Origin of the sequence: Pedobacter sp. FW305-3-2-15-E-R2A2 (assembly GCF_038446955.1) — a bacterium.
Classification (GTDB): Bacteria; Bacteroidota; Bacteroidia; order Sphingobacteriales; family Sphingobacteriaceae; genus Pedobacter.
Map to the genome: position 1 here is coordinate 7,322,811 of NZ_CP151803.1, position 17,829 is coordinate 7,340,639.

General features: G+C 40.2%; 14 protein-coding genes. 7 read left to right on the forward strand and 7 right to left on the reverse strand.

What is annotated here, in order from left to right:
- Positions 1–90: 90 nt before the first annotated feature.
- Positions 91–786 carry a hypothetical protein gene (locus tag AAFF35_RS29905; RefSeq protein WP_342330105.1) on the reverse strand — a complete coding sequence of 232 codons (696 nt, stop codon included), beginning with the start codon at positions 784–786 and terminating at the stop codon, positions 91–93.
- 6 nt (positions 787–792) lie between these two features.
- Positions 793–2,271 carry an XRE family transcriptional regulator gene (locus tag AAFF35_RS29910; RefSeq protein ID WP_342330106.1) on the reverse strand — a complete coding sequence of 493 codons (1,479 nt, stop codon included), beginning with the start codon at positions 2,269–2,271 and terminating at the stop codon, positions 793–795.
- Between the two features lie 101 nt (positions 2,272–2,372).
- Here AAFF35_RS29910 and aceB point away from each other — a divergent pair, with 101 nt between their 5' ends.
- Together aceB and aceA are read left to right on the forward strand one after the other, a co-directional pair.
- Complete coding sequence (gene aceB / locus AAFF35_RS29915; RefSeq protein ID WP_342330107.1) at positions 2,373–4,088, forward strand: malate synthase A; 1,716 nt, start codon at positions 2,373–2,375, stop codon at positions 4,086–4,088.
- A 38-nt stretch (positions 4,089–4,126) separates the two neighbouring features.
- Complete coding sequence (gene aceA / locus AAFF35_RS29920; RefSeq protein ID WP_342330108.1) at positions 4,127–5,404, forward strand: isocitrate lyase; 1,278 nt, start codon at positions 4,127–4,129, stop codon at positions 5,402–5,404.
- Between the two features lie 86 nt (positions 5,405–5,490).
- On the opposite strand, the gene AAFF35_RS29925 is transcribed toward aceA, so the two are convergent.
- The 3 genes from AAFF35_RS29925 to AAFF35_RS29935 form a co-directional block, all read right to left on the reverse strand.
- Positions 5,491–5,922 (reverse strand): SRPBCC family protein, encoded by a 432-nt coding sequence (locus tag AAFF35_RS29925; RefSeq protein ID WP_342330109.1) that lies wholly within the window; start codon positions 5,920–5,922, stop codon positions 5,491–5,493.
- 135 nt (positions 5,923–6,057) lie between these two features.
- On the reverse strand, positions 6,058–7,332 hold the full coding sequence (locus tag AAFF35_RS29930) for a condensation domain-containing protein (protein WP_342330110.1): 1,275 nt from the start codon (positions 7,330–7,332) through the stop codon (positions 6,058–6,060).
- A gap of 106 nt (positions 7,333–7,438) precedes the next feature.
- The gene (locus AAFF35_RS29935; RefSeq protein WP_342330111.1) at positions 7,439–8,116 is read right to left on the reverse strand and encodes a 2OG-Fe(II) oxygenase; all 678 of its coding nucleotides are present in this window, start codon (positions 8,114–8,116) and stop codon (positions 7,439–7,441) included.
- A gap of 131 nt (positions 8,117–8,247) precedes the next feature.
- Here AAFF35_RS29935 and AAFF35_RS29940 point away from each other — a divergent pair, with 131 nt between their 5' ends.
- On the forward strand, positions 8,248–9,258 hold the full coding sequence (locus tag AAFF35_RS29940; protein ID WP_342330112.1) for a TlpA disulfide reductase family protein: 1,011 nt from the start codon (positions 8,248–8,250) through the stop codon (positions 9,256–9,258).
- A 71-nt stretch (positions 9,259–9,329) separates the two neighbouring features.
- Here the strand turns inward: AAFF35_RS29940 and AAFF35_RS29945 are convergent, their stop codons facing one another.
- Entirely contained in the window at positions 9,330–10,061 is a 732-nt protein-coding gene (locus tag AAFF35_RS29945) for an MIP/aquaporin family protein (protein WP_342330113.1), read from the reverse strand.
- 331 nt (positions 10,062–10,392) lie between these two features.
- Here AAFF35_RS29945 and AAFF35_RS29950 point away from each other — a divergent pair, with 331 nt between their 5' ends.
- The 3 genes from AAFF35_RS29950 (at position 10,393) to AAFF35_RS29960 (ending at position 13,804) form a co-directional block, all read left to right on the forward strand.
- Positions 10,393–11,007: a porin family protein gene (locus AAFF35_RS29950; RefSeq protein WP_342330114.1), complete on the forward strand. Its 615-nt coding sequence runs from the start codon at positions 10,393–10,395 to the stop codon at positions 11,005–11,007.
- A 295-nt stretch (positions 11,008–11,302) separates the two neighbouring features.
- Positions 11,303–11,950, forward strand: a complete 648-nt coding sequence (locus tag AAFF35_RS29955; RefSeq protein ID WP_342330115.1) for a porin family protein — start codon at positions 11,303–11,305, stop codon at positions 11,948–11,950.
- Positions 11,951–12,100: 150 nt separating this feature from the next.
- Positions 12,101–13,804 carry a glycoside hydrolase family 3 protein gene (locus AAFF35_RS29960; protein ID WP_342330116.1) on the forward strand — a complete coding sequence of 568 codons (1,704 nt, stop codon included), beginning with the start codon at positions 12,101–12,103 and terminating at the stop codon, positions 13,802–13,804.
- Between the two features lie 57 nt (positions 13,805–13,861).
- Here AAFF35_RS29960 and AAFF35_RS29965 read toward each other — a convergent pair whose 3' ends face one another.
- A complete protein-coding gene (locus tag AAFF35_RS29965) occupies positions 13,862–14,359 on the reverse strand; it encodes a thioredoxin family protein (protein ID WP_342330117.1) in 498 nt (165 codons plus the stop codon).
- Positions 14,360–14,588: 229 nt separating this feature from the next.
- Between AAFF35_RS29965 and AAFF35_RS29970 the strand changes: the two genes are divergently transcribed.
- On the forward strand, positions 14,589–17,828 hold the full coding sequence (locus tag AAFF35_RS29970) for a UvrD-helicase domain-containing protein (protein WP_342330118.1): 3,240 nt from the start codon (positions 14,589–14,591) through the stop codon (positions 17,826–17,828).
- The last annotated feature ends 1 nt before the right edge of the window (position 17,829 follow it).

Genomic DNA, 17,829 nt, shown 5'->3' on the forward strand with positions numbered 1-17,829 from the left:
ATCAGCCCTGTTACCGGTTTCTTTATGGACCCATAGAATGGCTATGGAGAAGTCTTACTTATGGCAAAAAGACGCCGATAAAAATTAATGCTATTCAAAAACAAAAAATGGTTTGATCCTTGGTTTCCCTTTAAAATCTTTAGGAGGAAGTGAACTTTCTCCTTTTGTTTTCATCAATGTTATGTCTTTAATGGAAGCTTTGCCATTTATTGCAAAACCAAATTGCCCTTTAGTCTTTACAAAATCCGTTGAATCGTTAAAGAAAGTAATCGCTTCATTATTGATCCATACAAAGAATTGATTTCCGGTTCTTTGTATTTTCCAGTCCTGCCAGGTATGTTCTTTTGGTCTTTCTACTTTAGGCATGGTGCCAATATGGCCAACACTATGGATGAAACTTCCGCTCATACCTACATTGGCAAACAGTCCGCGATCTTCGATGGCTACTCTATTCTCAAACTGATTCAATAAAATGCCCAGGAATTTATTGTGGTTCAGATTGAGCATGACTTCGAATAAATAGGTTTCTGGTTCCGCCAATGAAGAGAAAGTAAGAATGTAATTTTCAGGAAGAGGCTTGTTGCAGAGTAGGATAGCCCAGTTCGCATCTTTATTTCCCTGGATGTTAAAATCTTTAACTTGCCAGTCTCCATTTAAGCTCAACCAGTTTTTTTGAAGATTATCTTTTCGAAAATTTTCTTTGAATATGACCTTATTTTGGGCATTTGCGACTGAAGCTATGGCGAGGGTTAAAACGCAAAACAGACTGGTTTTATAAAGGTTCATTCTTAATTATTGGAGTTGTTTTAGTGCATTATTGATCTTTTCCTGTTTTTGTTCCTTCAGGATTTCAGTTGGTGGGGCTGCCCTTTCCAAGCAATCCATGATTCCGCAGCGTTCGCAGGTGGTGTGTACGGTTTTTACAGGAATCGCAGTGTCATTTACAAATGACATCGCCTGAAGGAGCTTCTGATCTATCAATAATCCGAGCGTCACACTAATCATTTCATTCCCTTTTCCTGTCGGTTTTGAAATGGAGATGCATAGATAACGGTTATGTGTCTGCCAGTATTGGGATATTTGTGCTTCAACAATAGGGTGTTTGTACTTTTTGGCTGCAACCAGGTTCGCCGTATGCTTAAGGGAATTGATAGAGACCCATCGGCGACAATAATGCTCATGAGTGGCATTGGCATGAGGGTTGTGTAGCTGAGAAAGGTGTAATTCTTTGGTGATTTCAAATTCATCTTTTTTTACTTCTCCTGATATGCGCAAAAAGAAAAGCTGATCGATGCTGAAGTGTTTTGGCAAAATATTGGTTAGTCGCTGTACCAACATTTCGGGCGTCACATCATATTGTGTCCATAGGTTAATCCATGCTTTATCATCCCATTTTGTTTGCATCATAATGTATTTTACATCTTCCACGAATTTTTCTTCCTGCATCAGCAATGCTACTGCAAAATAGGAAGCGTTGAAGTTGTTTAGCATCATGTCAAAGGAATCGCTATGCTGAATAATGGTTTCATAAGGCCTCTCAGTGATCTTTAGGTACTGAAATGCGATTTCCCGGGCCAGTAGAAATTTCTCCTGAGCAGGGCTCATGCCTTTATTGATGTAAAATGTTTTGCTTGTTGTAGCGTAAAATGAGCGTAATCCCTGTAAAGCATCCATAGTATTCATCCGCTTGCGGTTTACCTGAATGTCCATTTTATTTAAAATGGCTTCCAGTAGCGGGATTTCAATTTTGAGATCTTCTTCCAATTGATATTCCAGTCTGAAGTTCCTTACGGCATCCTCAAGATCTTCAAAATAATTGTCATGAAGGTCCTGGTAGGAACGAAGGGCGGCATTGTAGAAGTTTTCTTTTGATAATTGATAGCTTCTGGAGATTTTAAGTAGGGTACTGATGAAAGCTGTCACTTTATCGGGCGTATTGGAAAAAAGATCCAGAAGAGAAGCGGGGGTTAGTCCGAAATGTTCCCAGGGTACTGCATTGATAAAATCAGAATTGATCAGGTCGATAATTGGCTGGAGCTTTTTGCTGGCCCTTAACGACACCAGATAATCATAATCAACGCCCAGAATTTTCGCTAATGAGAGTATTTTATCTGCCTTTGGGAACTTTTTTCCGGTCTCAATATCGTGTACATAAGAGAGAGACATGCCTGTTTTCTCCGCAAGTTGTTGGTAGGAGAGTCCTTTTTCCTGACGTAAAGCTTTTACTTTCAGGCCCAAAATCAGGCGTACGCTATCATTATCGGTTATCATACGGCTAAAGTAGGAAAAAGAACCTGTTTAACGAAAAAAAAAATATTAGCGAATATTTCGCTAATTGAGAATAATCCGTATCTTGCATAAAACTTACAACCATGACATCAATTATGAACCACCCCAGCAAATGGAATCCTGCCCCGGAGGGCATGACCATTAAAGCTCCGTTCCAGGAAGCTTACCAGGAAATACTTGGGGATGATGCACTGCAGTTTATTAAGGCATTGCACCTCCATTTTAATGTGCATCGCAAAGCCTTACTTAAAGAGAGAGAGGTAGTGCAGCAAAAAATTGATGCCGGATGGAAACCTCGTTTTCTTCCGGAAACAGCAGAGATACGGAGCAGCGAATGGCAGATTGCCCCGGTACCCGAAGATATTCTGGACCGTCGGGTGGAAATTACCGGACCCGTTGACCGCAAGATGATCATTAATGCTATGAATTCTGGCGCTAATGTTTTTATGGCCGATTTTGAAGACAGTAACTCTCCAAACTGGGAGAACATCATTGGTGGTCAGGTTAACCTGCGTGATGCCATTAACCGTTCTATCAGCTTTGTCAATGCGGATAACGGAAAGGAATATAAGTTAAATGAGCAGACCGCTACTTTATTCGTTCGTCCCAGAGGCTGGCACCTGGAGGAAAAACATATTGAAGTTAATGGAGCGCCCATCAGTGGAAGCTTGCTTGATTTTGGACTTTACTTTTTTCATAATGCCAAAACGCTCTTGCAAAAAGGAACGGGCCCATACTTCTATTTACCAAAATTAGAAAGTTATAGAGAAGCCAGACTTTGGAATGATGTATTTGTATTCGCACAGGAATATTGCGGTGTGGCTTATGGAAGCATCAAGGCAACTGTATTGGTAGAGACCATTCTTGCTCCATTTCAGCTAAATGAAATATTATTTGAGTTGAAAGACCATTCTGCCGGTATGAACTGCGGCCGCTGGGACTATATTTTTTCCTTCATTAAGAAGTTCAGGAATATTCCGGGATATGTCTTTCCAGACCGTTCACAGGTAAATATGACCGTGCCTTTTATGCGGGCATACACCCAATTGGTGATAAAAACCTGTCATAAACGCGGGGCACATGCCATAGGTGGGATGGCGGCACAAATTCCAATTAAAAATAACGAAGCCGCCAACGAAGCTGCTCTAAAAAAGGTAAAAGCAGACAAGTTGAGGGAAGTAACAGATGGCCACGATGGGACCTGGGTTGCGCACCCGGGACTGGTTGCCATTGCTAAGGAAATATTTGATGTCGGTATGAAAACAGCAAATCAACTCCATGTAAAACGGGAAGATTTTATTTGTACGGCAGACGAATTATTACAATTACCAGAGGGAACGATCACCGAAGAAGGATTAAGACAAAATATCAATGTGGGGATTTTGTATCTCGAAAACTGGCTTCGTGGAAATGGTGCTGCAGCCATTTATAACCTGATGGAAGATGCCGCGACCGCAGAGATTTGTCGCACACAGGTTTGGCAATGGTTACACAATAAAGCCAGTTTAGAAGATGGCAGAATCATTAACCATAGTTTGTACGAAGACATGAGAGATGATGAGATTGAACAAATCAGGAGCACGGTAGGGAGTAAAGCTTACCAGGAAGGCCAATACGTTCAGGCGATCTGTATTTTCAATAAATTGATTGTTCAGAATAAATGGGTTGACTTTCTCACCCTGCCAGGTTATGAACTCATTCTTTCTAATGATGAGAAGAAAGTTTGTGAAGAAGAAGTCCGGGAGCCGGAAAGCGTGTCTTCTCTTTTTGTAACAGATGAAAAAACGATAACCATATAAAAAATCAATGTAAATGTTAACCTAAAAAACGAACCACAATGGGAACAGATCATAGAGCTACCCGATTATTTACCGAATGGCAAACCAATCCGAGATGGGAGGGGATCAATCGGCCTTATACCGCAGAAGAAGTTTTGAAATTGCGCAGTAAAGTAGAAATTGAATATACTTTGGCCAAACATGGGGCAGAGAAATTATGGGAAAAATTGAAAATGCAGTCATATGTTGCGGCTCTGGGGGCCCTGACAGGGAATCAGGCTGTACAGGAAGTAGCCGCAGGATTAGATGCGATTTACCTGAGCGGATGGCAGGTTGCAGCTGATGCCAATTCCTCAGGAACCATGTATCCGGATCAATCTTTGTATCCTGTAAATTCAGTACCTGACGTGGTGAAAAGGATTAACAATGCCTTATTGCGTTGTGAACAGATTGATTCTGTAAATGGAGATAACTCGAAAGACTGGATGGCACCCATTGTTGCAGATGCTGAGGCTGGTTTTGGAGGAAATTTAAATGCATTTGAATTGATGAAAGCAATGATTGATGGTGGAGCATCCGGTGTTCATTTTGAAGATCAGTTGTCTTCTGCAAAAAAATGCGGGCATTTGGGTGGGAAAGTATTGGTTCCTACACAGGAAGCCATAAATAAACTAATTGCAGCAAGATTGGCGGCAGATGTGATGAATGTTTCGACGATCATTATTGCACGCACAGACGGAGAAGCGGCGAATCTGATTACTTCTGATATTGATGTAAGAGATCAGGAATTCATTACAGGCGAGCGAACCAATGAAGGGTTTTATTCAGTAAGAAATGGATTGGAACAATGTATTTCACGTGGTTTGTCCTATGCGCCTTATGCGGATATGATCTGGATGGAAACTTCGCAACCCGATCTTGCCATTGCAAAAGCATTTGCTGAAGCGATTCATGCTGTTTATCCAGGAAAACTTTTGGCTTATAACTGTTCTCCATCTTTCAATTGGAGCAAACACCTGAAAGAAGAAGAGATGGAAACGTTTCGTGAAGATCTGGCGGCTTTGGGATATAGGTTCCAGTTCATTACGCTAGCCGGCTTCCATGCATTAAATACCTCTATGTTTGAACTGTCTCAATCGTACAGGGAAAGCGGTATGGCTGGTTTCTCTAAATTGCAGCAAAGGGAATTTGCATTGCAGGAGCATGGTTTTAAGGCCGTGAAACACCAGACTTTCGTGGGAACCGGATATTTTGATTGCGTTCAGAGCACCGTGCAGCAAGGAACTGCCTCTACTATGGCCATGAAAGACAGTACGGAAACAGCTCAGTTTCATTAGCTAACATGATCTATATAAAAGAAAGTGGGTGCCTAAAATATTTTAGGCACCCACTTTCTTTTGCAATTGAAGGAAAAGGCATTTAGTTAGCTTGCCAATGATTCTGCATATTTTTTGAAGTTATCCAGGATCGCTTGCCAGCCACCTTTCTGCATTTCTATCGGATTTGTACTTTCAGCTTCAAATGTTTCAGTTATTTTCGTCGTGTTGCCATCTCTGACAAATGAAATACTCACTTTTCTATCATCTCCAAGTGTATAAGCAATGAGTTCGTTGGTTTTTACCTCGTCGTAGACTCCGGAAAAGTCAAAACCGAAGCTACCATCTTTAGCTTCCATCCTTGACAGGAATTTTCCTCCTGTGCGCAAATCATTTTCCACTCTCGGGGTATGCCAATCTTCAGAAGCATTGTTCCATTTTATAATATGTTCCGGAGAGGTCCATGCGTTCCAAACGGTGTCTACTGCTGCGTTTACAATTGTTTCTACTGTAATGTTGATCTGATTTGTTGTATTCATTTTGCTTAATTTTAATTGAATGATTCTGGTTAATGATTGAATGATGTAAAATTAGCCGGACTTTCCTGGAAACGCGATAGGGAGAAACGACAAAATGAAGGGGAATTTACGACAAGAAGCATGTTGTAATTTTTATTAACAAGGCATCGTTTTAGTCGAATTGATTAATAATTGCATGGCATTTTGTTTTAGCATCATGGCCTCTTCTTTTTTTATGAAAGCTTCATCTGAAGTAAATATAAAGTCTATTTCTCCTCTGAATGTCGTGGTAGAGAGTGTGCTTGGATTGCCGAAAGGGAACATAGTGGAAGGAGAGTGTAAGGCTTCTACTTCAAGGATACCGTAATTTTCTTTGATGCGGACCTTCCCCATATTGGAAAAGGTAAAATCGTGAATTCCTCTTTCTGCTTTAGCATATTTACTCATTTTTGGAAGGGCCCGCAGTAGCCCACTGCTATACAGAAAAAATTTATTGATATCCATCTTGTTGATTTCCTGCTGAAGCTTTTCTTTAAACATCCTTGCCGGAACCCAAAGGTTATTATTTTCATTTGCTTTTAAGCTCAGGCTTATCATTGCAGGAAAGGCAAAAAACATGTCCTCTTTAATCTCAGGAAGGAATTTTCGCATATCCACGGCACAGTAAAGTCTGGAGTATGATTTAAGTTGCTTAATTTGTTGATGGGCCTTTAAAAAGGCTATGGACAGTGCGGAATGAATGGAAATCTCTGCCGTCTTACAACCTTTCAGGATCATGGCTGACTCTTCTCTGTTTATTTTCCAGTGCAAGAAGTAGGGCTGCTCTCTTTTGATTTCTTTTTTTAAACATAAAATATTTAAACTGAACTGTACCAGTTTAGCAAAGATGCTAACTTTTATAATATTGGTTTTATTATGTCTAATGCTGTCAGGAATAAATTCTTCAACGGAGGAGAAGGAGTGATAACTGCCAATATCCAAATGCGGTTCAGCTAATAAACGAAGTGTTTCGTCCATCATGCTCAAAACAGATTTGCCATCACAAATGCAATGATGGCAGACGAAAATTAAGTCTGATACCTCTTCTGATCTTATCCAAACTAGTCTTGCGAGCGGTTGATCCTTTAAAATAAAAGGATTGAGGCATTCTGCGATGGACTCTTTTTCCCAATCCTCATTACTGTGTCGCCTAACCATGCGCACAGGTATTTCAGAGATGTCTTTTCGTTCCACAAAAAAGAGAGTGCCATTGTCTTCTTTTACAACATCCACCCTGAGCAAAGGATGTCTTTTCTGAATTTTTGAGAGTGCATCGTATAAGGCTTTTTCGGGAATGTTTCCTTTGATTCTGATGCCAGATACAACGTTAACGACTCCAGAGCCGTTGGCATACATCGTACCTTCAATTAAAGAGAGCTTTCTTTTTAACATAAATCGAGCAAATTTCTATTAAAGTTAGGCTAATTTATTCTCCTTCAAAATCAAGATTAATTAAATTCTTTCGCTTTAGATCTCCTTTAGTATTCTCGTTTTTTCATTACATCACCTTTAGCCAGCCTGTGATGCTCATTCTGGGTTTATTTGTGAGTAAAACTTCATGAGCCAGCTCACTGCTTTTGAAGAACACACTTTTTCCATTTAATGGACTGATGTTTTGAAGATTGTTCAGATGATGAATGCAGAGTTCGCCACCGTCATTTATTTTCCAATCTGTATTTAGATACATGATCATTGAATATTGTCTGCTTCCATTACTACGAAACTGGTCAAGGTGTTTTTTATAAAAACTCCCTTTTTCATACAACGTATAATGAAATTCATAGCCAGTGATACCTGTATAGCAGGTGCTGTTCAGGTGACTTACAAAGCGGTCCATCAAATCGAAAAAATCATTTTCATGTTGATTATTGTGCTTTCGGTCAAGCCAGTATATCCGGTCACTTCTAAATAATTTATCATGGACTACCAGCGTGTCGTTTCCTGTTCCGGCGGATAAAAGGAGGTTTTCTTTGTAAAGTTGCGTTAAGTTGTTTTTCAAATGAGCGGCAAGATCTTCGCTTAAAAAATGTTCTGCTATACCAACCTTGTTTTCTATGAAGCTGTCAATGAGTTTATTAAAGATTTGTTCCAATGGAATGGTCATCACGATTTCGGGCATCATCGCCCTTACCTGGTGTAAGGTAGTTTTAATTAATGGTAAGTGTTTGAAAATCAATGAAAAACGAAAAGGTGGAAAAGAAGGATAGGTTTTGTGATTAAAGTCTATGGAATTAGTAGTTTATTTATTTATCTTTGTTTTACCTTAAGGCTCATGGACATAAAAAGCCTAATTAAATCAACCGATATATGATGAAAACACTAACTATAGCTACACTATCGTTGCTCTTGAGTAGCGCAGCGGTTTACGCACAGGAGAAAAGTAATGTAGAAATTACGGGAACGGTTAAAGGACTGAATTCAGGCAAGGTCTACCTGCAGAAATTCGATAATAAAATGTTTTTTACATTGGATTCTGCAGAGCTGAAAGATGGAACTTTCAAATTTAATAAGACACTTAAATTACCGGAGTTGTATGGTTTAACTGTAGATAAGGAGGAGAGTCCGCTGTATGTCTTTTTAGAAAAAGGGAAAGTAGATGTTTCTCTGGACCCGGAAGGTTATTATAGGAATTCGGTGGTAACCGGATCTGCTTCCAATGATTTATTTACCAGCTACAAAAAACAAAAAGAGGTTAAAATAGGCGCATTTATTAAGGAGAATCCAAGCTCTTTAGTCGCGGCTTATGTTCTTTACAGGGATTTCTCGTATAGATTGAGTCCGGAAGAGATTAGACAGAATTTGCAGTTACTGGATCCTAAATTATCCAATACGCCCTATGTTGTGGTACTGAAAGACCTGGTAAATGTATTAACCAGTGTTGGTATTGGAAATAAGGCTCCTGATTTTGAAGGATTAACACCAGAGGGAAAATCAATTAAATTATCTGATCATTTTGGAAAATATTTATTGCTTGATTTCTGGGCATCCTGGTGTGGACCTTGCAGAAGGGAGAATCCAAATCTGGTAAAAGCTTATCAGAAATATCATGATAAGGGATTTGAAATCTTTGCTGTATCTCTTGATAAAAATAAAGAAGCCTGGTTAAAAGGGATTAAAGATGACAACTTGAGTTGGACACACGTTTCTGACCTTGCCTTTTGGAATAGTGCAGCTGCGAAGTTGTATGGGGTTAGGGCGATTCCTGCCAATGTACTTATTGACCCTAATGGAGTAATTGTTGGTAGAAACCTGAGAGGAGAAGATCTGGATAAAAAACTGGAAGAACTTCTTTCCACCCCTTTAGCAAAGACTCCATAAAAGATATTTATACAAGTGTTATAATTCAAAAGGCCGATTCGGATTATGTTCTGAATCGGCCTTTTGAATATTTATATTTTGATAAACAGATCCAAAGCGAAAGCAAGCAAGGCGCCAATCAATGGGCCGGCAACAGGAATCCATGCGTATCCCCAGTCGTTATCTCCTTTGCCATGAACCGGTAAAATGGCATGCATAATTCTTGGCCCCAGATCTCTTGCCGGGTTAATTGCATAGCCTGTAGTACCTCCGAGCGATAGGCCGATGACCCAAACAAGAAAGGCGACTGGTAATGCCCCGAGAGAACCTAAGCCTATAGGTGTTTTACTAATGCCCATAGAGGCATCGCTAAAATGAAAGATCACAAAGATCAATATAAATGTTCCAATAATTTCACTAATGAGGTTAGACCAGGTATTTCTGATGGCAGGAGCCGTACAGAATGTAGCACGTTTGGCGCCCTGATCTTCGGTTTGCTTATAGTGATCTTTGTAGGTCAGCCAAACGAGGAAGGCCCCTAAAAAAGCACCAATAAACTGTGCGAGGATGTAAATAGGCACTTTTGCCCAGCTTAGTTTCCCGATAAGGGCAAGGCTGATGGAAACAGCAGGATTAAGGTGAGCACCACTATATGGCCCGGCAATTACCACGCCTACAAATACGGCCAACGCCCATGCTGTCGTAATGACGATCCAGCCCCCGTTATTCCCTTTTGTTCCTGTTAAAACAACGTTGGCCACTACACCGTTTCCTAAAAGAATCATGACCATAGTGCCGATTACTTCGGCTGAAAATTCCGACATCTGAAAAGATTTAATGATTTATAACACTAATCGTAATTATACGTAAGTATAAACAATCGTTATTGAAACTAAAAGAAGGGGATCGAAAATGTCAATTATTAATTTCCACTGTTTTTTCAGAACCTATCCCTGGAATCTGAATCTGGTTTGTATCAAATTCGATACAATTGTAGAAGAAGATGCCTTGTGCCCATCGATAAGAAAGATAAGAGATATCTGGATGCTAATTCGCTTTAAATGAATCTGTAGCCCAGATTCTGGCAAGATCCCACAGCGAAAATATAAATCTTGGCACATTTCTTTCTAAGACCCTGAGATAAAACAACACAACATGAAAAAGATCATTATTTTGGCTATAGGCCTATTCGTTGCTGGTGCAGCTAATGCACAAAGCCCCATCAGGTTAGGGGTTAAAGCAGGTTTGAACCTTCCTAATATCATTAAGGGAGATGGAAACAACAATTATAGCACTAAAGTAAATCCTGGTTTTAATGCCGGTGTTACCTTAGACATCAACCTGATCAAAGGACTTGCATTTACTCCGGAGCTATTGTATTCGACCAAAGGATATAAAGCAGAAACTTCTTTGGGAGAATATACTCAAACTACTCACTTCATTGATATTCCAATTTTGGCAAGCATTAATCTTGGGGGTAGTGGATTAAACCTGGTTGTAGGACCTCAGGTTTCCTTTTTAACTTCTACCAAGAATAAATTTGATAATCGTTTTGGTACTGTTATAGAAAATGAATTCAATGAAGATTCGGATAAATTTAAAAAGAGTCTTGTTGGTGGAGTAATTGGATTTAGGTATGATCTCAACGATAAATTTGATATTCATGGTCGTTATGCTCTTGATTTCCAGAAAAACAATGAAGATGGAACGAAACAAACTCCTGAATACAAAAACCAGGTATTCTCTGTAGGTGTAGGTGTGAAATTCTAACCTTAGAAAAAAATATATTGAAGAGGGTACTTTAACAGGTACCCTCTTTTTTTAGACAGAATTTTGTTTCTTCAAGTTTCCGGTTTCCTGATCCACACCACATTATGTGTTGGATTTGGGACAATTTAAAACCTCTCTTTTTTACTCGTGTCTAAATTTGCTTTTTGACTTTAATCGTCTGTATGTCAGTGTGTTTGTTTTAGTGTCAATTTGCGAAATATAGGGTTAATAGCCTTTTTTGGCATGGTTATTACAATACCCACCCCGAATTTTAAACTTATTAAAATCGACAATCATGAAAAAATTATTCATTATAGGATTGGGTCTGACCTTGAGTAGTATGGCCTTCCAGTCAAAAGCACAAACGTCACAATCTGCCGCAAACGATCAAATGAGATTCGGTATTAAGGCAGGGGCAAATTTAATGAACATGGGAAAGATCTCTATAGGGGATCAGAGTTATTCCACAGATTCTAAAGTTGGATTCCAGGCCGGTGTTTATGCGGATCTGCCTTTAGGTGGTGGTTTTGCTTTCCTTCCGGAGGTGATTTATTCCCAAAAAGGAGGTAAAGTGAAAGAAACTTTTGGAAATACGACCTCTGAATTTGATTCCAAGGTTGGATATCTGGATGTACCAATTTTGGTTGGATACAGACCTACTCCCGAACTAACGGTTTTTGTTGGTCCTCAGGCATCGTTCTTACTTTCCCAGGAATCGTCATTTAAAGTGAATGGCGAACAGGTAGGAGATAGCTTTACCAATAAAAAAGATTATAAAAAATCCATCGCCGGTGGTGTAGTAGGCTTAGGTTATGCCATTACGCCTAACATCAACGTGAATGGAAGATATACAATGGACTTCCAGAAAACATTTAATGACGACATCAATCAGGATAAACTGAAAAATAAAGGCTTTGCCTTGTCATTAGGCTATACTTTTTAATTCCATTTACCTATGGAAAGCAGATCCCGGTACCTTCAAAAGGGCCGGGATTCTTTTTTAAACTTTATTTCTCCCCGCTTTTGTTACATCAGCCCTCCTTTTATCTAAATGCTTTTTGTTTAACTTTGAGATTTAACCGATTACACCCCAATGAGATTTAAGCATCCGATAGCCCTTCTTCTTTTGTTCAGCGGACTGTCGTCAGTTCAGGCACAGAAAAAAACGTACTTAGAAACTCTGGCGAGCCCCAACCAATGGGTAGACTCCGTCTTTAAAAAACTAAATAAGCGTCAGAAGATCGCGCAAATGTTTTTCGTAAGGGCACATACCGATATGGGTAAAGTCTATGAAGATTCCATAGGAAGAGTGATTAAAAAAGAAAAGATTGGCGGACTGGTCTTCTTTCAGGGTGGTCCCGGCAGACAAGCAGTATTGACCAATCAATATCAATCGCTCGCAAGGGTTCCTTTACTCATCACCTCAGATGGGGAATGGGGTTTGGGAATGCGTTTGGATAGTACAGTTTCCTACCCTTACCAGATGGCATTAGGAGCTGTTCAGGATAAAGAACTGATCTATAAGATGGGATTGGAAGTCGCGAAAGACTACAAACGGATAGGGATGCACATGAATCTTGCCCCGGATGTGGACGTCAACAACAATTCAAAAAATCCAGTGATCAATTTCAGGTCATTTGGTGAGAATAAATATAACGTAACCGCCAAAGCATCAGCTTATATGAAGGGAATGCAGGACGGTGGTCTTTTGGTGAGTTTAAAGCATTTTCCGGGCCATGGAGATACCGATGTAGACTCCCATTATGACCTTCCAAAATTGCCCTTTACCAAAGCACGTTTGGATAGCCTTGAGATTTATCCTTTCAGAGAGCTCATTAAAGAAGGTGCCGCGGGGGTCATGATTGCACACATGAATATTCCGGCATTGGACAACACACCCAATATGCCTTCTACCTTATCTAAACCAATTGTCACCGGAATTCTAAAAGAAGAACTGGGCTTTAAAGGCATTATCATTTCCGATGCGATGGGAATGAAAGGTGTAGTAAAATACTTTAAAGATGGCGAAGCCGATGTGATGGGCATCATTGCGGGGAATGATATTTTAGAGCTTTCAGAAAATAGTGCCCGAGCCATTAAGCTGGTTCGTAAAGCCGTAAAATCAGGAAGGATCAGCATGGACCGGATAGATGAGAGCGTAAAGAAGATCCTTACTGCAAAATACTGGGCTGGACTAAATGTAAAAGATACCATCAATGAACATCAGGTTCTTGCTGAAGTCAACAGAGCGGAGAGTTTAGCCTTATTGCAGCAACTGGCAGATGCATCTATGACGGTTTTGAGAGGTAAGCAATACTTAAAAACACTATCTGCAGAAAAAAGAACGATCATTATCAGTATTGGTACTCCTAACATCACGACTTTCCAAAAAGACCTGGGCAGTTATTATAAGAATTCAGTTTTTTATACCCTGGATAAAGATGCCAATGCGAATTCGATTGCAAAAGTGCTAAGGGAGATTGCTGGTTTCGATCAGGTAATTGTGGGGATTCATGACATGAGAAATCGTCCCGGAAACGGAATGGTGCTGAGTGCAGATTTAAAAATGTTCATTAAGGATATGTCTGATAAAAATGCCGTGTTTGCATTGTTTGCCAATCCTTATAACATTAGCGCCTTAACAGGGCTGGAAAATAGTAAAGGGCTGATTGTAGCCTATCAGAAAGAAGATTTTATGCAGCGTGCAGCATCTTCGGTGATTAAAAACCAATTCGTTCCTACCGGGAAATTGCCGGTAACCGTAAATGCGGCCTTTAAATACGGCGACGGGGAATAAAAAAATCCTGCAGATGTAATCTATAAGGTCACATCTGCAGGATGATCTTCAAAATATTTATTTATTATTTTCAGGCTTTAGTGCTGCAACATTCCAGTTTTTAAGGAATTCAGTTACTTTTTTAACACTATGTCCCTTACCTTCTTCAAGATAAGCTGAGTTTTGCGTGTGTAATAGTTTTCCGTCTCCATCAAGGATCAGGAATACCGGAAAACCAAAGCGTCCCGGGTAGTTTAATTTTGCCAGTACCGCTTCATTTTTATTCTCTTTACTGTAATTCACCAATACCGTTTCGTAATTGTCATTAAGCACCGCTTTAAGTTCGGGAGTGCTGTCTACCAGATTATGGAAAGCAATACACCAGGAACACCAGTTGCCGCCTACCTGTATAAATACATGTTTACCTTCTTTTTTTGCCTTGGATACAGCAGCGTCGATATCTGCCTGGGCATTCGCAGAAGGATTGTAAATCTTTACGGCTTCTTTTGCCGCCTGAGCAAAGCCACTCGTCGAAATGGCCACAAAGGCAAAAAGTATTAAAGCTATTCTTTTCATTGTCATTTGTTTTATTGTTTACTAGCGGCTCTTTCTGCTTCAGGTAATTTAGGATTGATTTTCATCATATGAAAAGCTAGACCATAATCCCCACAGCTCTAAATCATAGCGCTAAAATCAAAAGTAAGAAACTATTCAGATCTTTATGTGATCAGATTATAAAATTGTCTACTAATTAAGTCGTCTACTATTTTATAAAAACCTCATCAGAATATTTTAGCTTTACCTAATGCCGCAACAGCCTCTAAAAATATTACAAGCTTCCGCAGGATCCGGTAAAACATTCAGTCTTACAGCACATTATTTGACCTTGCTCTTGTCTGGAGAAACCAAGTACAGGGAAATTCTTGCCGTAACTTTCACCAATAAGGCGACCGAAGAGATGAAAACCAGGATCATGGAGGTGCTTAAAGGCTTCGCATTAGGGCAGGAAGAGGTAGAAGATTACAGAACTTTAGTCCTAAAAGCACATCCTGATTTAAACAAAACCCTTTTACAGGAAAAATCAGAAAGGATTTATAAAAAAATATTACACGATTACAGCCGTTTTTCTGTCAGCACCATCGATGGATTTGTACAAAAGGTCATCAGGGGTTTTGCCTTTGAACTTGGTTTAGACTCCGGTTATGCACTGGAAATGAACTTTGAAAAAGTAAAAAATGAACTTGCCGATAAACTTGATGAGCAGATGGACAGCAATCCCAACCTGCTCCAGTGGATCATTGACCTGGCCATGGACAGAATCAGCAACAACATCAGCTGGAATTACAGAAATGAGCTGATTGACCTTGCCGGAGAAATATTTAAAGAGCGATACCAGCCTTTCGACAATGCAATTCAGGAGCTCATTGAGCACAATGACTTGAATGTCATGTTTGGGGAGTACAGCAAATCTACCCGGCAGCAGATTACCTTATTTGAAAGTGACCTCAAAGAGAAAGCTTTACAAGCCAGGAACCTATTTGAATCGGCCAATATCAATACTGATCAGCTGAAAGGGAAATCACGCTCCCCATTGCTTTCCATTTCAAAAATTGCAGATGGTGATTTTTCAAAAATTGAAAGTATAGCAAAGCTGATCAATGAGCCGGAGGAATGGTTTAAAGCAGGATCAGACGATTCCTTATATTCCAGCCTCAACCCATTACTCGATCAATTATATCAACGTTATATTTCCGGTTTACCGGAGTATATCCTGGCCCAAGCCTTTAATAAAAACTTATACTACCTGCGTTTGATGCAGGAAATGGCCGTTTTACTGAAAACCTATAGACAGGAAAGTGGAAACCTGCTGATCAGTGATGCTCAGAATCTCCTGAAAGGAATTACAGGTGAGGATGATGATAACCCTGCTTTTATCTGGGAAAAAACAGGAAGCCGGTATCGCCATTTTCTGTTTGATGAATTTCAGGATACCTCCTCCAATCAATGGGGAAACTTCAAACCCCTGTTAAAAAATGCCATGGCGGAGGCCAATGGTAAACTGATCGATCATTTGATCGTAGGTGATGTAAAACAGTCCATCTATCGCTGGCGTAATGGCGATTGGAATATCCTTCACCAACAGGCGAAAAAAGACATTGGCGAAAGTTATGTAACCTCCGCAAACCTCGAAGAAAACTATAGAAGTACGGAAAATATCATTCTGTTTAACAATATGCTCTTTAAGGCGCTGCCGATATTGATGCAAGGGAGGTTGAATGACACCATAGAAGAGCAATCGGCCAATCAAAAACTTGCCAACTGGTGGGCAGAAAGAGGTCTTGGTCATATCATTACAGATGTATATGCGGAAGTCGCTCAAAAGCTCACCCCAAAAACGGCTTCCGGAGGAAGTATCGACTTTTCGGTTTTGAAAACTGATGCAGATGGCGCAAGCCTGGGCAGAACCGGTTTTAAGCCGGAAGCTTTAAGAAGAATGGTGGCTACGCTAACCCGCCTCATCGTAGAAGAACAGCGGTATAAAGCAGGTGATGCCTGCGTATTGGTGCGTTCGAACTCAGAAGCAATCGCCGTAGTGGACGCATTGATGGAGAACAACATCAACGTGATTTCAGGTGAGGCTTTACTGATTGAAAATAATACAGCAGTAAAAATTCTAATCAATACCCTGATGGTAATGGCCGGGCTTCCAAATAATACCGCCTTATATAAGGCCAATTGTATCAGCCTGTATGCACAGCTAAAAGCAGAAAAAGTACAGCCAGAACAATTGTTTAACCTGAAAATTAAAGGACTGGAAGAGCTGTCTGATATTTTACCGCCGGAGCTCTGTGAAAACTGGAAAAGCTGGATGCAGCAACCATTGCCTGAATTGTTAGAAAAGCTGATCCGTGCTTATGGATTAAGCCGGCCAAATCATGCCGCTCATATGCCGTATTTATTCGCTTTGAGGGACCTCGCCGGGAATTTTGCCCGACAGGGAGAAAAAGGAATTACCTCCTTTCTTACTTATTGGGAAGAAGAAGGACGCAGGAAAACACTGCCTTCTTCAGAAAATACAGATGCTGTGCAGGTGATTACCATCCATAAATCTAAAGGACTTGCCTTTAAAGTGGTCATGGTGCCTTTCTGTAACTGGGAAATTAACGGTAAGCCCAACAGCATCTTTTGGGTGCCTACAGAAAATACACCTTACCACCAGTTGCAGAGTATTCCTTTGAAATACAATAAGGAACTGGGACAATCGGCTGTGGCAATTCCTTATTATGAGGAATTATTGTACAACAATATGGATGCGCTAAACATGTTATATGTGGCTACCACGAGGACAAAAGAATATTTGTACATTACCTGTCTTGGCAAAAAAACAGATACCATTAGCACCATTGGCGATCTGATGGCCATGACCTTGCAAGAAGAGTTAAATGAGGAAGGAGCCTTTATCGTGGATGAACCGGTCGTTAAAAAAACAATTTCATCAGCTTCCAAAGAAGAACGCCCAGCATTGATCAACTTGCTGGAATATCCTACCTCGGGGCGCCTCAGCGAGGTGTTCAATAATAAACTCAAGAGGAGAGAGCTGGAAATGCTAACCGGCACCAATGCGGGAAGAGAGGGAAGCATTTTACATGAAGTATTGGCCCTTTCGGCGAATGCAGCAGAAGTGGACGAAGTCCTGAATACCATGCTGAATGAAGGTGTTTTTAAAGCCGAAGAACGTCCGGCATTGAGAAAGCAGGCTATCAATGTTTTGGAACATAAAGACTTGCAGGCCTTACTCGGAACAAGCAAAGAAACGATTAATGAAAAAAGTATTATAGACATCCGCGGAAAGATGTACCGTCCGGATAAAGTCCTGATCTCAGGAAAGGAGGTCGTGGTGATCGATTATAAGTTTACCCTTAAAGAAAGCGATGCCCATATCAAACAGGTCTATGGTTATCGGGATTTGTTGCTCGCCATGGGCTATCAGAAAGTACAAACCTATCTGTTTTATGCGCATAGTGCAGAACTAAAATTAGTGTAAA

Coding starts and splice junctions, on each gene's coding strand:
- AAFF35_RS29905 (WP_342330105.1), bottom strand. CDS start 786: ATGAACCTTTATAAAACCAGTCTGTTTTGCGTTTTAACCCTCGCCATA.
- AAFF35_RS29910 (WP_342330106.1), bottom strand. CDS start 2,271: ATGATAACCGATAATGATAGCGTACGCCTGATTTTGGGCCTGAAAGTA.
- aceB (WP_342330107.1), top strand. CDS start 2,373: ATGACATCAATTATGAACCACCCCAGCAAATGGAATCCTGCCCCGGAG.
- aceA (WP_342330108.1), top strand. CDS start 4,127: ATGGGAACAGATCATAGAGCTACCCGATTATTTACCGAATGGCAAACC.
- AAFF35_RS29925 (WP_342330109.1), bottom strand. CDS start 5,922: ATGAATACAACAAATCAGATCAACATTACAGTAGAAACAATTGTAAAC.
- AAFF35_RS29930 (WP_342330110.1), bottom strand. CDS start 7,332: ATGTTAAAAAGAAAGCTCTCTTTAATTGAAGGTACGATGTATGCCAAC.
- AAFF35_RS29940 (WP_342330112.1), top strand. CDS start 8,248: ATGATGAAAACACTAACTATAGCTACACTATCGTTGCTCTTGAGTAGC.
- AAFF35_RS29945 (WP_342330113.1), bottom strand. CDS start 10,061: ATGTCGGAATTTTCAGCCGAAGTAATCGGCACTATGGTCATGATTCTT.
- AAFF35_RS29950 (WP_342330114.1), top strand. CDS start 10,393: ATGAAAAAGATCATTATTTTGGCTATAGGCCTATTCGTTGCTGGTGCA.
- AAFF35_RS29955 (WP_342330115.1), top strand. CDS start 11,303: ATGAAAAAATTATTCATTATAGGATTGGGTCTGACCTTGAGTAGTATG.
- AAFF35_RS29960 (WP_342330116.1), top strand. CDS start 12,101: ATGAGATTTAAGCATCCGATAGCCCTTCTTCTTTTGTTCAGCGGACTG.
- AAFF35_RS29965 (WP_342330117.1), bottom strand. CDS start 14,359: ATGAAAAGAATAGCTTTAATACTTTTTGCCTTTGTGGCCATTTCGACG.
- AAFF35_RS29970 (WP_342330118.1), top strand. CDS start 14,589: ATGCCGCAACAGCCTCTAAAAATATTACAAGCTTCCGCAGGATCCGGT.